At 36.5% G+C, this 16,637-nt stretch carries 7 protein-coding genes and 1 CRISPR repeat array (1 of these 8 running past the window's edge); of the genes, 2 read left to right on the top strand and 5 right to left on the bottom strand.

Translation table 11 applies throughout. The features are described 5' to 3' along the window. Positions 1-92 precede the first annotated feature (92 nt). The gene (locus QM481_RS06690; protein WP_283381161.1) at positions 93-1,007 is read left to right on the top strand and encodes a ClpXP adapter SpxH family protein; all 915 of its coding nucleotides are present in this window, start codon (positions 93-95) and stop codon (positions 1,005-1,007) included. 369 nt (positions 1,008-1,376) lie between these two features. Here the strand turns inward: QM481_RS06690 and QM481_RS06695 are convergent, their stop codons facing one another. The 3 genes from QM481_RS06695 to QM481_RS06705 all read right to left on the bottom strand — a co-directional run bounded on the left by QM481_RS06695 (position 1,377) and on the right by QM481_RS06705 (position 4,614). Then, on the bottom strand, positions 1,377-2,267 hold the full coding sequence (locus QM481_RS06695; protein WP_166551537.1) for a helix-turn-helix domain-containing protein: 891 nt from the start codon (positions 2,265-2,267) through the stop codon (positions 1,377-1,379). 86 nt (positions 2,268-2,353) lie between these two features. Further along, the gene (locus QM481_RS06700; RefSeq protein WP_283381162.1) at positions 2,354-3,367 is read right to left on the bottom strand and encodes a zinc-binding alcohol dehydrogenase family protein; all 1,014 of its coding nucleotides are present in this window, start codon (positions 3,365-3,367) and stop codon (positions 2,354-2,356) included. Between the two features lie 428 nt (positions 3,368-3,795). Continuing rightward, positions 3,796-4,614: an oxidoreductase gene (locus tag QM481_RS06705; RefSeq protein ID WP_283381163.1), complete on the bottom strand. Its 819-nt coding sequence runs from the start codon at positions 4,612-4,614 to the stop codon at positions 3,796-3,798. A gap of 182 nt (positions 4,615-4,796) precedes the next feature. Here QM481_RS06705 and QM481_RS06710 point away from each other — a divergent pair, with 182 nt between their 5' ends. Further along, entirely contained in the window at positions 4,797-6,161 is a 1,365-nt protein-coding gene (locus tag QM481_RS06710) for a glycoside hydrolase family 28 protein (RefSeq protein WP_283381164.1), read from the top strand. Between the two features lie 211 nt (positions 6,162-6,372). Here QM481_RS06710 and QM481_RS06715 read toward each other — a convergent pair whose 3' ends face one another. Together QM481_RS06715 and QM481_RS06720 are read right to left on the bottom strand one after the other, a co-directional pair. After that, on the bottom strand, positions 6,373-6,666 hold the full coding sequence (locus tag QM481_RS06715; protein WP_283381165.1) for a hypothetical protein: 294 nt from the start codon (positions 6,664-6,666) through the stop codon (positions 6,373-6,375). Between the two features lies 1 nt (position 6,667). Continuing rightward, positions 6,668-6,823, bottom strand: a complete 156-nt coding sequence (locus QM481_RS06720) for a hypothetical protein (RefSeq protein ID WP_283381166.1) — start codon at positions 6,821-6,823, stop codon at positions 6,668-6,670. A gap of 245 nt (positions 6,824-7,068) precedes the next feature. Further along, positions 7,069-16,637: direct repeats of the CRISPR family, unit length 30 nt; unit sequence GTTTCAATTCCTGCATGGTACGATTAAAGG; it runs 23,177 nt beyond the window's last position.

The raw sequence follows: 16,637 nt of genomic DNA on the forward strand, positions 1-16,637 counted from the left end.
ATTAAATGAACTCTCTCTTTAAAAACTTAATAATTATTGCCTTGTTAAACAGCCTTGGTGGATATACTAGCCAAGCACAAAAGAAAAATTCTATGAAAGATTCTAAATCGAATCCACTCTTGTGCGATCCCGAAACAGGAGTTTGTGAGATTGATACTTCGTCTACAACTAGTGATTTTGACTATCAATTCCAGCAAAAAAAGTTAATTAAGATTATCTATTTCACTGACCCAATTTGTTCATCTTGCTGGGGTATCGAGCCCCAACTGCGTAAGCTAAAGCTTGAATATGGTAAGTATGTCGAAATTGAATATCGAATGGGAGGGCTTTTGCCCGATTGGAGTTATAACAGCGGTGGTATCAGTAAGCCTTCTGATGTGGCGCATCACTGGGACGAGGTAAGTGCTTACTACGATATGCCAATAGATGGTGATGTTTGGTTGGAAAATCCTCTTGCTTCTTCGTATCCTCCGTCTATTGCATTCAAAGCAGCTCAGTTACAAGATGAAGCCAAAGCGCAAAAGTTTATGAGAAGAATGCGTGAAATGGTTTTCCTGGAAAAGAAAAACATTGCAGACTGGAATCAAATTAAGGCAGCAGCGATTGAAGTAGGTTTGGATGCAGACAAAATTCAGCAAGATTATGCAGGAAAAGCAACAGAGCTTTTCAAAGAGGATTTGATGTTGGCAAGAAAAATGGGTGTAAGAGGTTTTCCTACCCTGTATGTCAATAATAGCCTCAATAATACGCAAGTCATTTACGGTTTTAGACCTTATGCTTTATTCGAAACAACGCTTAGAAGTTTGGCACCAGCAGCTTTTAAGGATAGTTACGATACTTCTTGGGAAGGCTTATTTGCCAAATACCCAACGCTGACAGCTAGGGAGTTTACTGAATTGAGCGGCAAATCTCGTCAAGAAAGTGAATCGTTACTAAAGCAGTTAACGCAAGAAGGGAAACTCAAGCAGCATACTACCAAAAATGGAAGTATCTGGAAAGTGAAATAAGTATTAAGGCAGAATGTAAAAGCAGTAAAAGCGCCGTAAGTACGACAGACAGACTATCTTGAAGTCTACTCTCTGTCGCACCTACGGCGCTCCTTTAATAGCTCAGAAAATTGATTTAAGACTACCGAACTGTCGCTCCTACGGAGCTAAAGCAAAAATCAACTTTGGAAAAATTTATATATTTGAATAAATAGATTATCACCGCTTTAGGTTAAAGTTAGCCATATGACTAGTTATTGACCAACGATTCCCATTAGCGGGTGAATTTATTCACCTGTAAAAAGGTCAGACAGCTTCTAGTTCCGTAAAAACAACAGAAAACATACACGTCAGAGCACTGTCGTATCTACAGAACTTTCATTAACCCCTCTATCCTTTCAAGCGAAACTCTACTGGAGTAAGTCCTACCTCTTTTTTGAATAATCTGGAAAAATAAGGAGGGTTTTCAAAACCTAGCTGATAGGCTGTTTCGGCAACGGTTTTGTCAGTACCTAGCAAAAGGTTTTTGGCTTCATCAATCAAGAAAATATGGATATGTTCTAGTGCCGTTTTTCCTGTTTCTTGCTTTAATAAATCACTCAAATAACGAGCAGAAGTATGAAGTTCACTAGCAATGGCATGGACAGATGGTAAGCCAAATTGTTGTACTTTACCACTTTCGAAGTACATTCTTAATATTTTCTGAAACCTCGAAACTGTTCCTCCTGACAATTGAGTACGATTGATAAATTGCCTTTTGTAAAAACGCTGTGCATATTTAAGAATCGAATCAAGATGAGCTAAGATAATATCCTTGCTAAACTCGTCTTGGTTATTTCGATATTCAACGCCAATTTTTTCATACAATTCCCACATAATCAACTCCTCACTTGGCGAAAGGTGTAAAGCCTCGTTGATTTCATAATCGAAATAGCCATATTTTTTGATTTCATCGTGCATAGGATGCCCCAGCAAATAATCTTCATGAACATAAATCACAAAGGCTTTTTCGGAAAGTTCAACATTATTGATTTCCAAAACCTGTCGTGGCTTCACAAATGACATAGACCCATTATCGTGGTCATATTTGGTTTTGCCATACAAAAAAGTCCCCGATTTGATTTTTTTGAGCGCTATCATATAAAAATCAGCCGTAAACTTACTGTTGCCCCATGAGCATGTCGAAAGCTCCTGGCAAGTCAGCAAGCTTATCATAGGATGCTCAGGAAGCGGATAACCACTACGCTCATGCAACTCGGTGATAGTTTTGTAATGTTCCATAATGTTTTGACTTTACCAAGAAATACATCTTGTAAGATATTGATAATGAGACTAAGTCTTGAAATAGTGGATTAAAGTATGTCACACTAATATTTAACGACCAATTTCCCGATAGTAGTTCCCGACTCTAATTGGGCGTGTGCCTTTTTGAAGGTTTCAGCGCTTAGTCCTGTAAGCGTGTTCTGATGAGTCGAAATCAAGGTTCCTTCCTCTAGCAAAGCGGAAACTCTATTCAAAATATGATATTGTTCGATCATATCTTCGGTCTGGAAAGATGAGCGAGTGTACATAAACTCCCAAGAAAAAGTCACGCTTTTCGTTTTGAGTTTATTGATCAAAATGGGCGTACCACTTCCTGTAATGGAATTGATATGTCCTTGAGGTTTGATGAGTTCGACAACGGCATCCCAATATCCATTGACATCGACCGCATCATAAATAAAATCAACAAAATGAAAACCTGCTTGACGCACCTCATTGACCAAATCTTTGTGATTTACAACCACATCGGCACCCATTTTTTTACACCATGCTATTGTTTCAGGTCGCGATGCCGTAGCAATTACGGTTAGACCTAATAATTTTTTAGCAAGCTGAATCGCAATAGAACCAACTCCTCCAGCACCACCAATAATCAAAAGAGTTTTACCCTTATCTTTTTCTGAGCTTAAACGCATACGGTCAAACAACGTTTCCCAAGCCGTGAGGGCAGTCAATGGCATAGCAGCCGAAGCTTCAATCGAAAGAGAGGTAGGTTTCTTACCAACAATTCTTTCGTCAACTAACTGATATTCAGCATTACTCCCAGCACGAGTGATATCTCCTGCATAAAAAACCTCGTCTCCTACTTTGAATAAAGATACCTCCTCTCCTACAGCTTCGACGATACCAACAGCATCCCAACCGATAATTTTGGGATTCTCTAAAACAGTATCTTTTGCTGTATTTTGACGGATTTTTGTATCTACAGGATTGACAGATACCGCTTGAATTTTCACCAACAAGTCTCGTCCTGACAGATTAGGTGTTGGAGTTTCAAACTCGATAAAACTTTCTTGAGACGATATAGGCAATGAGGTTTTGAATCCGATGGCTTTCATTTTTGATGATTTTTATAAAAAATAAGATAAGAATCGTTCTGAAAATTGCAACGCTGGTAAAATTACAAATATGCGGTTTATACTTCAAGCTACCCTCAAGCAAACGGTTAAAGTTGCCTGCTTGAGGGTTTATTCAACAAAGTTTAAAACTTGATATTGAAGCTGTTTAAACTTTTCAAAAAACATGTTTTATTGATTAATTCTTCGTCTTACTTTTTGTCTTAATACAAAAAGTAACAAAAAAATCAAGAATTTATAAACTCGCTGCGCTCAAACAGTATAAATTCATTGCTTACGCAAGCAATTTTACGAAAGTTTAAATAGCTTCATTCTTAAATAATCGTGCAAAATAATATTTAGTCAATTTTGAATGTAAAATATTGAAAATTTTCATTTAAAATTCACAACTCATCATTCAGCACTAATACTTAATGTCCATGAGCTTTGGCACTAATTTCTTTATTTTCTTCCCAAGAAGCAAGTCGCTGCTCGTACACAGATTTTACAATTGGATAGCCCACTTTTCCTAAAATCAATCTTAAAGGAGGTTCAGGCGAAGCAATCAAATTGAGTACAGGCTCAACAGTCGCTTCGGGCTTGCCATAACTATCGGGAGTACTGCCATTTCTGAAAGCCGTTTTTAAGGCGTCATAAGCTGGGATTTCCTGTGTTTGTGCGGCAGATGCTCCTGCCCAATCCGTTGAAAAGCCATTAGGCTCAATCAAAGTAACATGAATTCCAAACGCTTTTACTTCTGTAGCTAACGTTTCGCTTAAGCCTTCAACCGCAAATTTTGATGCATTATACAAACCAAGCGTTGGCAAAGTGAATAAACCTAAAACACTCGAAACCTGAATAATATGTCCCGACTGTTGGGCACGCATATAAGGCAATACCGCCTGAGTAACCCATAATAGTCCAAAGAAATTCACCTCCATTTGTTGGCGAGCTTCAGCTTCAGTCGTTTCTTCGACAGCCCCAAAAAGACCATATCCCGCATTGTTGATAAGGACGTCGATACGACCAAAATGTTCGTTTGCTTTTGCAACTGTATCCAATACCTGTTCACGATTGGTGACATCTAAAGGCAAAGGTAAAATTTGCGAACCGAAAGACTCTACCAAGTCATTCAAATCCTGTGTATTGCGTGCTGTAGCTACTATTTTATGACCTTGTTCTAAAAGAGCCTTTGCCCAAATTTTCCCGAATCCACGAGAAGCGCCTGTAATAAGAATTACTTTTGACATGAGAATAATTGTTTAGTTTGATAGGACAAAATTACAAGGTGAAGTTGTGCTAAGGCTTATACAGAATTCCGAAGATATGATACATTTTTACGTAGCATCCTGAATCAGCGGTAGAACACTATGCAACAGGACGCTTGCCTACTCAGGAGATATTATTTTCGTCCAAAATAAATCCCAATGATATGACATTTCTAAAAAACACGATTGTATTCTTGATGATATTCCTTTTTTGTAGTTTCAAAAAAGACAATCCAATTACCTTTACAACTACAACCATTAAAGCTCCCTTTGGCACAGTTAAGGTAACGGCTCCAAATTTTAGTAAATCTCCCAAATTATCAATTATCGATTTTGGTGCAGAAAAAGGAAATCAAGAAAAAACAACTCTAGCTATTTCAAAAGCCATCACAAAAGCAAATAAATTAGGAGGAGGCACGGTTGTAGTACCTGCTGGAGAGTGGTTAACAGGTAAAATTCATTTGAAGAGCAATGTCAATTTACATCTTGAAAAAGGGGCAACACTTTTATTTTCGGGTAATCCAACAGACTATTTACCAGCAGTACACAGCACTTGGGAAGGCATGGAATGTTATAACTATTCGCCCCTAATTTATGCCTATCAGTGCAAAAACGTAGCAATTACAGGAGAAGGGGAAGTAAAAGCACAAATGGATATATGGAAAATTTGGTTTGCAAGACCAAAGCCACACATGGAAAGCATCAAGCGTTTGTATCTACAAGGAATCAGCTATACCCCTGTTATTCAGCGCCAAATGGTAAACGACACCGCACATTTACGACCACAATTTATTCAATTTAATCGTTGCGAGAATGTGTTACTCGAAGGCATTTCGATTCAGAATAGCCCTTTTTGGACAATACATCCATACCTATGCAAAAACGTAAGTATTCGTAAAGTAAATGTATATGCCCATGGACACAACAACGATGGCGTAGACCCCGAAATGAGTCAAAATGTATTGATAGAAAACTGTGTATTTGATCAAGGCGATGACGCCATAGCAATCAAATCTGGACGAAATCCAGAAGGATGGAGATTAAAAACACCCTCAAAGAATATCATTATTAGAAATTGTTTAGTCAAAAATGGACATCAACTTGTAGCCATAGGAAGTGAGTTATCGGGAGGCATTGAGAATGTTTGGATACAAAACTGCGAGGTGGTAGACGGTGCGAAGCTCTTTCATTTGTTATTTATCAAAACCAATGAAAGAATGGGCGGTTATGTTGATCATATTTATGTTGAAAACGTAAAGTCAGGAAAAATTGATCAAGGTATTTTAGGTATTGAAACCGACGTATTATATCAGTGGAGGAATCTAGTACAGACTTTTGAAAAAAGGCTTACTCCTATCAAAAATGTATTTCTGGATAACGTACAAGCAACAGAGGTGAAATTTATTTCGAGAATCCTAGGACAAAAAGAATTACCAATCGAGAATGTCCGACTCAAATCGGTAAAAGCCACCAAAGTTATCGACCAGCCATCTATTCATGAAAATGTAACAAATTTCAAATCCGAATAAAGCATCAAATCCCCGCAAATGACCGGAGGAAACCAAGTCTGCGGGGATTTTCTTAGGTATATTGAAGCGATTGAAACAACCCGTAAATAAAAGTATTTAAACTAATTCTTCTAAAATTTGCGACATTGACTCTGAGTCTTCAGATGGAACAAAATTTTACAGATAAAGACAGGGTGGTCTTTTGCACTTAAAATATAGACTATGATAATATCTATTTATATTTTTTATCTCTTACCAATCTAATACTATTAAACTCTGGAAATACACGAATATCATCTTCTGGTATAATTCCTCGCCGAATCCAATTTGTGACAACAGACTCATCCGCTATAGCGTACTTTTTACAATAGTTTTTTATTGTAAGCCAGTCACTTAATTCGATGATTTTTCCCTCTAAAATTAGAAAATTCTTTGCATTCTCAATTAGCTCTTTAGCTTGATTAAGAACATCATCAGTTTTAACGCCAGAGATTTCTATCATTATCTTTAATTGGGCTTTCGCCATTTTATAGTTTGAGTTCTTCAATCATTTGATTGATTTTCAGAATTGAGTCTAGATAGTTATTGATTTCGTCATCAGAGAGTTTTTTTATTTCCTCTTCTAGCCTCTTATAAAGACTTTCTTTTGACTCCTCAAGTGCTTTAATAATCTGTTCTTTCATATTCTGTTTGTCTATTTGTTTATTATACAAATAGGCTAAATGTTCGGTTAGCAAACAAACATATTATGTACTTTTTCGCTAAATAACTCTGAAAGAATTCAAAGTCATTTAATATTTCTATTTATAATAGTACGATTAAAGACTTCGTGGAGCATCCACAAAATGAACGTACGAATGTTATTCCAATTCCTATATGACACGATTAAAAGACCCGAATTTGTAACAAGAATTGATTCAAATAATTTATTTCAATTCCTACGTGGTACGATTACACGGTCAATAGTCGTACTTGCTGAATCAAGTTGCTCATAGTTAAATTCCTACATGCTACGATGAAAGGGAATATATGGAAAAAATCGGAATCAAAATTGGTGTTTCAATTCCTGTATGGTACGATTAAAGGTACAAAAAGAAATTGAAAAAAGGTATGGTTCTAAAAGTTTCAATTCCTACATGGTACGATTAAAGGTTCTACTTGCTCTTTAAATAGTAATTGTTCTTGGCTGTTTCAATTCCTGCATGGTACGATTAAAGGTTTATCAATCTCTTTTTTAAAGATTGCTTGGTCTTGTTTCAATTCCTGCATGGTACGATTAAAGGTATGATTAATTACAAAAATGATTTGTAGAGAGTAAGTTTCAATTCCTGCATGGTACGATTAAAGGAGTGCCAATCTGGTCGGTGTTTAACGCTTGTTTTTGTGTTTCAATTCCTGCATGGTACGATTAAAGGATGATAAAATGTCTATAAGTAGCTATGATGTAGATTAGTTTCAATTCCTGCATGGTACGATTAAAGGTGACAATAGTTGTATAAGAAGCTCCGAAAGATGAAGTGTTTCAATTCCTGCATGGTACGATTAAAGGTTTCTTTTATTAGGAGACTCAACGAATCATAATGGGTTTCAATTCCTGCATGGTACGATTAAAGGTCAGCCATTTGCTGAGCAAGTTGAGCCATCGCCTTTGTTTCAATTCCTGCATGGTACGATTAAAGGTATTTTTGAAAATAGTGCTATATGCCCTTTTGATACGTTTCAATTCCTGCATGGTACGATTAAAGGGAGGAAAAAGATTAGGACTATTAACTATATCCTAGGCGGGTTTCAATTCCTGCATGGTACGATTAAAGGGAGGTTACACTATTTGCAGATTCGAGCGTAAATTAGTTTCAATTCCTGCATGGTACGATTAAAGGATTCAGCCACAAGTGAATTATTATTTTCACCTGATTAGTTTCAATTCCTGCATGGTACGATTAAAGGAATTTTAGGCTCTCTCATTTCACCTGTTTTGGGCAAAAGTTTCAATTCCTGCATGGTACGATTAAAGGTATCTAACCGATACTGCCAAACAAACAGCTCCAGAATTGTTTCAATTCCTGCATGGTACGATTAAAGGTTTTTGCTCTACTTTATGAAAGCGCACGTGCTTGGGTTTCAATTCCTGCATGGTACGATTAAAGGAATTATTAGAGGTCAATTATCTATTATGGTAGGAAAGTTTCAATTCCTGCATGGTACGATTAAAGGCCAGAGCATTCGGTTTATACCGAAGCTTTTTTTGGGTTTCAATTCCTGCATGGTACGATTAAAGGCTTTGTCAGTGCTACAGGAGATGGGAAAATTACAAGTTTCAATTCCTGCATGGTACGATTAAAGGTGTATATGCCTACCGTAAAAGACAAGAGTTTTGACGTTTCAATTCCTGCATGGTACGATTAAAGGGTAAGACAGGACGGTTTATTTGGCATGCAGACCGTAAGTTTCAATTCCTGCATGGTACGATTAAAGGGGAGATTCATCAAGACCGGGCGTATCCAGTCTTTCGAGTTTCAATTCCTGCATGGTACGATTAAAGGCAGAGAATGTAACGAAGGTCGTCATTACTCGGATTCTGTTTCAATTCCTGCATGGTACGATTAAAGGGTGCTCTGAACACAACATTCCAGCAAAATTTCAAATGCTGTTTCAATTCCTGCATGGTACGATTAAAGGAAACGCTATTGCATTTTGCTGATACTCCTTTTCCTGTTTCAATTCCTGCATGGTACGATTAAAGGAAGCGCCTACAAGATCAATTGTCAGAGCTTCAGTATAGTTTCAATTCCTGCATGGTACGATTAAAGGATAGCATTGTGAATGATTTTGAAAGCCTTGCTCAGTGTTTCAATTCCTGCATGGTACGATTAAAGGTAATGAAAAAGTTTTTAAAATAAACCAGGGAAACACCGTTTCAATTCCTGCATGGTACGATTAAAGGACCTAAAAGAAATATTAGGTCAATATGGTTGATTCAGTTTCAATTCCTGCATGGTACGATTAAAGGCAGTCCTATTGCCTTCATCATCAACTTGAATACAGTTTCAATTCCTGCATGGTACGATTAAAGGGACAATTCCCCACAATTGATTTGCCATAAGGTTGTGAGTTTCAATTCCTGCATGGTACGATTAAAGGAGGAATATGTAAGGATAACGGAAAAAGGCAAGCTTGTTTCAATTCCTGCATGGTACGATTAAAGGTTTAGTTTTAAGCCCCATTTTCAGGGGCTTTTTGGTTGTTTCAATTCCTGCATGGTACGATTAAAGGAACCTTATCTATTTCCCATCTGATTGGGAGTCACGAGTTTCAATTCCTGCATGGTACGATTAAAGGTTTTGATAGCTCTCCAAGCGCTTGCTTATATTTTAAACGTTTCAATTCCTGCATGGTACGATTAAAGGATGACAGGCTATGAATTATCTCGAAATTGGTTTAATGTTTCAATTCCTGCATGGTACGATTAAAGGTCTTCAGTTCAATTCCCAACTAACAAAGCAAATAACGTTTCAATTCCTGCATGGTACGATTAAAGGAAGTTACAGCCGAGGAAAAAATAGAGCTATTAAAAACGTTTCAATTCCTGCATGGTACGATTAAAGGTGTTAAAACCTTTGAGGATATTTACCCAGAACGCATGTTTCAATTCCTGCATGGTACGATTAAAGGGAGTAGCTGGTTTTTGAGTTCTTGTCGGAATACTCTGTTTCAATTCCTGCATGGTACGATTAAAGGAGCGAAGAAAGCTTTACAACATCATCAGGGAGGAGCTGTTTCAATTCCTGCATGGTACGATTAAAGGTCGGCAAGTAGACAGAATGCGGGGAACATCTATCGTTTCAATTCCTGCATGGTACGATTAAAGGAGTAGCTGGTTTTTGAGTTCTTGTCGGAATACTCTGTTTCAATTCCTGCATGGTACGATTAAAGGCTTAAAAGTTAGTGCTGACAGAGTCATCTATGACGCTGTTTCAATTCCTACATGGTACGATTAAAGGGATAATACCTGTAGTACGCTCAAAGTGATTAATCAGTTTCAATTCCTACATGGTACGATTAAAGGAAATAAAGGGCATAACTTATGCCGTCGTTGAGATTCCTGTTTCAATTCCTACATGGTACGATTAAAGGTGTGAGTGATGAAAGTTTCATTGATCTTGAGTTAGTTTCAATTCCTACATGGTACGATTAAAGGGGAAGTAAAAGTGGTTATCCCTTCCCACAAACGCGTTTCAATTCCTACATGGTACGATTAAAGGTCGAAAAAATGTCACCAGCAGAGCAAAAGCAATTCTGTTTCAATTCCTACATGGTACGATTAAAGGTGAGAATACATCTATGTGTTCTCTTAAAAGAAATGTCTCGTTTCAATTCCTACATGGTACGATTAAAGGTGGTGACTACTCTCGAAACAGGATTGATAATGTTGTTTCAATTCCTACATGGTACGATTAAAGGAAAAGAACAGAAAAAGACTATTGTGACCCTTCGAAAGTTTCAATTCCTACATGGTACGATTAAAGGTACTTAGTCAAAAAGGAACTATTCTTTATGCTCCTGATGTTTCAATTCCTACATGGTACGATTAAAGGCTTGAAGGAGAAGTCAAAACCCTAGTAGAAAGATTGGGTTTCAATTCCTACATGGTACGATTAAAGGCCCAAAAAGGGTTTAGATTCCTTTATGTCGTTCCAGTTTCAATTCCTACATGGTACGATTAAAGGTAAAAAGGTATTAAATTTCTGTACATATTCGCTAGGTTTCAATTCCTACATGGTACGATTAAAGGCAGTACCGAGTTGCAAGCGTGGAATCAGTATTAACCAAGTTTCAATTCCTACATGGTACGATTAAAGGGCTGGGCAGTAAGCAAAGCCTGTTCAATTTTAGCTGTTTCAATTCCTACATGGTACGATTAAAGGCTAAAAGATGCCAAAACGGAAGAAGATGTAGTACGGTTTCAATTCCTACATGGTACGATTAAAGGAAGGAAAGGAAAATGAAATTGAAAGAGCTATATTATTTCAATTCCTACATGGTACGATTAAAGGAGAAACTAGAATTTTTATGCCACAACGTCAATTTAATTTCAATTCCTACATGGTACGATTAAAGGTACTATAATACATCTGCAAAAACAAAATTAGCATTATTTCAATTCCTACATGGTACGATTAAAGGATATTGTTGTAGGACGTCGGGTTGAAAAGGATTTAATTTCAATTCCTACATGGTACGATTAAAGGGCGATTGAGGCATCTGGTTTTGTTTTAGAGGAGGTTATTTCAATTCCTACATGGTACGATTAAAGGTGGAAGAGGCTCAAATAAATATAAAGAAGGATAATTCTAATTTCAATTCCTACATGGTACGATTAAAGGTCATGGATAAAAAGCGAATTATGTTAATAGGAGGCGCATTTCAATTCCTACATGGTACGATTAAAGGTAGTATTTTTTTCGATTTGTTGTTGGATATTTTGCAACATTTCAATTCCTACATGGTACGATTAAAGGACAGCCATAATTACACCCAATGTAGTCTTGGAAGTGCCATTTCAATTCCTACATGGTACGATTAAAGGCTTAACAGCAAACACGTTCTACTGGAACTCTGCCAGATTTCAATTCCTACATGGTACGATTAAAGGTCATTTGAATAATTCAGACATCCTTTTGCGAATGTCATTTCAATTCCTACATGGTACGATTAAAGGATACAAATATTATTCACAATTTCAGGAAATTTCAATTTCAATTCCTACATGGTACGATTAAAGGAGACCAAGATTGACCATTTTCTCGAATGCCTTTACAGATTTCAATTCCTACATGGTACGATTAAAGGACATGGGGGCTAAATATTTTTGGCAAACAAAATTCAAAATTTCAATTCCTACATGGTACGATTAAAGGATTTTTTGGGGTCAAATTGTAGCTGTGCTTGATACTATTTCAATTCCTACATGGTACGATTAAAGGTTTGACATAGATTTGATAGAGCCTAAGCCTGTAAAAAATTTCAATTCCTACATGGTACGATTAAAGGGTATTTACGTTTGTCGCAACTGTATTAGTAGTAGTAAATTTCAATTCCTACATGGTACGATTAAAGGGCGTCACGTGGTTCAATGCACTCGATTTATTCCACGTTTATTTCAATTCCTACATGGTACGATTAAAGGACTACTACCACCAAGACAATATCAGGCTCAGAAAGCTCATTTCAATTCCTACATGGTACGATTAAAGGGTATTTACGTTTGTCGCAACTGTATTAGTAGTAGTAAATTTCAATTCCTACATGGTACGATTAAAGGTGACAGGTGTGGCTTTGGCCATTTGACCCCAAATAAATTTCAATTCCTACATGGTACGATTAAAGGCGTAATGGATTAGAATTATTTGTTTGGCTAAACAAATTTCAATTCCTACATGGTACGATTAAAGGGGTTTAATCTTTAGGCTAACAGTTCCTTTAGTTACTGGATTTCAATTCCTACATGGTACGATTAAAGGTGCCAATAGATACATCAAAAGCATCTGTTTTATATTATTTCAATTCCTACATGGTACGATTAAAGGTCAATCATTGAAGAACATGGAAGATTAAATGTTCACAATTTCAATTCCTACATGGTACGATTAAAGGAATTATCTTCGCTAGTCTTCTTATCAATTTGGCTGCACATTTCAATTCCTACATGGTACGATTAAAGGTTTTACCTCATTGGCACAGGTAGAATCCATAAAGTCATTTCAATTCCTACATGGTACGATTAAAGGATAATCTATGTCTAACCTTTTTGCCCTTTAGCATTATTTCAATTCCTACATGGTACGATTAAAGGGCATCAGGTTATAGTTTCAATCACTGGTTAGCAACATTTCAATTCCTACATGGTACGATTAAAGGTCGGTCATGGAAGGTGTTCGCTGGATAAGCCTTTCGTAATTTCAATTCCTACATGGTACGATTAAAGGTCAGATTATGGACATACCTCTACCTACTCTTAAAAATATTTCAATTCCTACATGGTACGATTAAAGGAGCCTTTGACAGATTTTGTGCAGGGCATTCCAACAAATTTCAATTCCTACATGGTACGATTAAAGGAAGAGGTGAAGAGACATTGCAAGAGTTTTGCAATAGGCTATTTCAATTCCTACATGGTACGATTAAAGGTGGTTGGCAACAAGACTGTATTGATAAAATCTTCGTCCAATTTCAATTCCTACATGGTACGATTAAAGGACAACTCAACAACTGACATACAAACCTTAGTTATAATTTCAATTCCTACATGGTACGATTAAAGGAAAAAGCCAAGTCAGAATTGCGTAATATTTCCCTAATTTCAATTCCTACATGGTACGATTAAAGGCTGTTTCGGCGAACTTGCTCAGGGTTAAACTCTCTACATTTCAATTCCTACATGGTACGATTAAAGGCGAGAGCTCTAGGATAATTTCGTTTTCTGGAAAAGCATTTCAATTCCTACATGGTACGATTAAAGGAAGTATGCAGGGGTAAACTCAAAGCTTCATTTCCACAATTTCAATTCCTACATGGTACGATTAAAGGCTTAGTGAGAGATTGAATGTCAATTCCGACATTACTATTTCAATTCCTACATGGTACGATTAAAGGAGGACGTTGGAGTAAGTTCAAATATACCTTCAGCAAATTTCAATTCCTACATGGTACGATTAAAGGGGTCGTTGAGGTCAATATTGCTAGTAAACTCCTTGAGCTATTTCAATTCCTACATGGTACGATTAAAGGCATTCACAAAGTCAAGTGCAAAACTTGGACGTTGTGAATTTCAATTCCTACATGGTACGATTAAAGGTCTTCTAGCTATTGGATTCGTTAATCGAATTTTCAAATTTCAATTCCTACATGGTACGATTAAAGGATTTTAAGGTCACCTCTACGAATGTTGTAGTTCTTCATATTTCAATTCCTACATGGTACGATTAAAGGTCGATTTGTTCTGCTTATTAAGCACGTTAATATTGTATTTCAATTCCTACATGGTACGATTAAAGGTGTGTTCTTTAGAATGAGGGGCTGGCTTACGGATTTGTCATTTCAATTCCTACATGGTACGATTAAAGGACTCTTCTTTTACCTTTCTCGCAATTTCGGCTGCCACATTTCAATTCCTACATGGTACGATTAAAGGAATCCGAGAAAAAGAAAGACTCGTTGGAATACGCCTATTTCAATTCCTACATGGTACGATTAAAGGTACAGCAAACGACACCTTTCTAGGGAACTGTAAGGCATTTCAATTCCTACATGGTACGATTAAAGGATGCAAGCAATGATGTGATGTCATCTTTTTCTTTCATATTTCAATTCCTACATGGTACGATTAAAGGCTCAAGACGTTCATTCTCCCAGGACAACAGTTGGAAGCATTTCAATTCCTACATGGTACGATTAAAGGTTATTATTGAAAAAAATAACGGTTCATTCATCTGGTTATTTCAATTCCTACATGGTACGATTAAAGGTCGAGTACGAAGATGGCAGCACTTCGCAAATCGTATTTCAATTCCTACATGGTACGATTAAAGGGACAATAAGAAGTATAATGTAAGGCTGAATATTTTATTTCAATTCCTACATGGTACGATTAAAGGTTCTGTATGAAAAATGCTGAAGATAATATCGTAAAATTTCAATTCCTACATGGTACGATTAAAGGATATTTCCTCTTGTTTTACTCTTGCTTGCTGTGCAAATTTCAATTCCTACATGGTACGATTAAAGGGAGCTAATGTAGCACTACAAATACACAAAGAAGCATCATTTCAATTCCTACATGGTACGATTAAAGGAGAGCTAGCCACTCTTTTTCTATCTGTTTTTTCCTCATTTCAATTCCTACATGGTACGATTAAAGGACGAGAATGATGTTAAGGTTGAATCTTTGTTGCGCCTCATTTCAATTCCTACATGGTACGATTAAAGGGTTTTGATGACAAAATAGAACCAGGTGATTTGCTACATTTCAATTCCTACATGGTACGATTAAAGGCTGCTTGTGTTCTGGCATCCTCTAAAGCCTTATTAAATATTTCAATTCCTACATGGTACGATTAAAGGACAAATGGACTTTTTGAAATTAACCTCTGATTTGAAATATTTCAATTCCTACATGGTACGATTAAAGGTACTAACGATTATCACGGTAGCCCTACGATTATAGCAAATTTCAATTCCTACATGGTACGATTAAAGGTTTAAATCGTACTGTTTGAGAAAATATTCTCTAATAACATTTCAATTCCTACATGGTACGATTAAAGGTCTCGAAGGCTGCATCAACAATCGTTAATGCTCCATTTCAATTCCTACATGGTACGATTAAAGGCTTTTGAATTTTCGAGCGAAGCATAATTTGCAATTCTCTATTTCAATTCCTACATGGTACGATTAAAGGTTGAATCCTGTATAGTTTGCAAAAAATAGGGAAAAGCCAATTTCAATTCCTACATGGTACGATTAAAGGTTTGTTTAAATTTGTTCAAATATAAAAAATAATCAATTTCAATTCCTACATGGTACGATTAAAGGTCAGAGTACAGTTGTTCAAAACGGATACAAAGGTAAATTTCAATTCCTACATGGTACGATTAAAGGCACTTAATAAATCATTGTTTTGAGTTAAAATAAAATAATTTCAATTCCTACATGGTACGATTAAAGGCAAATTTTGGGTCTCAATTGCCTATGACTTTTGAGTAATTTCAATTCCTACATGGTACGATTAAAGGAGTAGCTAGAACAGACTATAGCAATATTCAGTCAAATTTCAATTCCTACATGGTACGATTAAAGGTAGTGGAGGAGCAGGGGGGTCAGTAAGTATTGACCAAATTTCAATTCCTACATGGTACGATTAAAGGTGTACTTCCTGAATATACTCAAAATTAATCAAGTCATATTTCAATTCCTACATGGTACGATTAAAGGGATGAAATCCATAGTAGAATTTCTTTGAAAATAATGAAATTTCAATTCCTACATGGTACGATTAAAGGGGGGGCTCAATCACATATTCAGCGGGTGCAGTAAGATTTCAATTCCTACATGGTACGATTAAAGGGGGTGCTTACATACTTCAAAAGGTGAAAGTATCTGAATTTCAATTCCTACATGGTACGATTAAAGGTATACAAACCAATTTAAGACTGACATAGAACTTGCTTATTTCAATTCCTACATGGTACGATTAAAGGTTTTTGGGTATGTGTCATTTAATAGGCCTATGAAAATATTTCAATTCCTACATGGTACGATTAAAGGTTGAACATTGTCAAGCATTTGGGTCAACGATGCTAACATTTCAATTCCTACATGGTACGATTAAAGGTTGCCCTAAATGATAATTGGTTCTTATGTTCAGTAAGATTTCAATTCCTACATGGTACGATTAAAGGGACTTGCAACAACTTCTACTCAGTTACCTGCTTCACTATT

The organism is Flectobacillus rivi (genome assembly GCF_030056655.1).
GTDB classification, from domain to species: Bacteria; Bacteroidota; Bacteroidia; order Cytophagales; family Spirosomataceae; genus Flectobacillus; species Flectobacillus rivi.

Coding starts and splice junctions, on each gene's coding strand:
- QM481_RS06700 (WP_283381162.1), bottom strand. CDS start 3,367: ATGAAAGCCATCGGATTCAAAACCTCATTGCCTATATCGTCTCAAGAA.
- QM481_RS06705 (WP_283381163.1), bottom strand. CDS start 4,614: ATGTCAAAAGTAATTCTTATTACAGGCGCTTCTCGTGGATTCGGGAAA.
- QM481_RS06710 (WP_283381164.1), top strand. CDS start 4,797: ATGACATTTCTAAAAAACACGATTGTATTCTTGATGATATTCCTTTTT.
- QM481_RS06695 (WP_166551537.1), bottom strand. CDS start 2,267: ATGGAACATTACAAAACTATCACCGAGTTGCATGAGCGTAGTGGTTAT.
- QM481_RS06690 (WP_283381161.1), top strand. CDS start 93: ATGAAAGATTCTAAATCGAATCCACTCTTGTGCGATCCCGAAACAGGA.
- QM481_RS06715 (WP_283381165.1), bottom strand. CDS start 6,666: ATGGCGAAAGCCCAATTAAAGATAATGATAGAAATCTCTGGCGTTAAA.
- QM481_RS06720 (WP_283381166.1), bottom strand. CDS start 6,823: ATGAAAGAACAGATTATTAAAGCACTTGAGGAGTCAAAAGAAAGTCTT.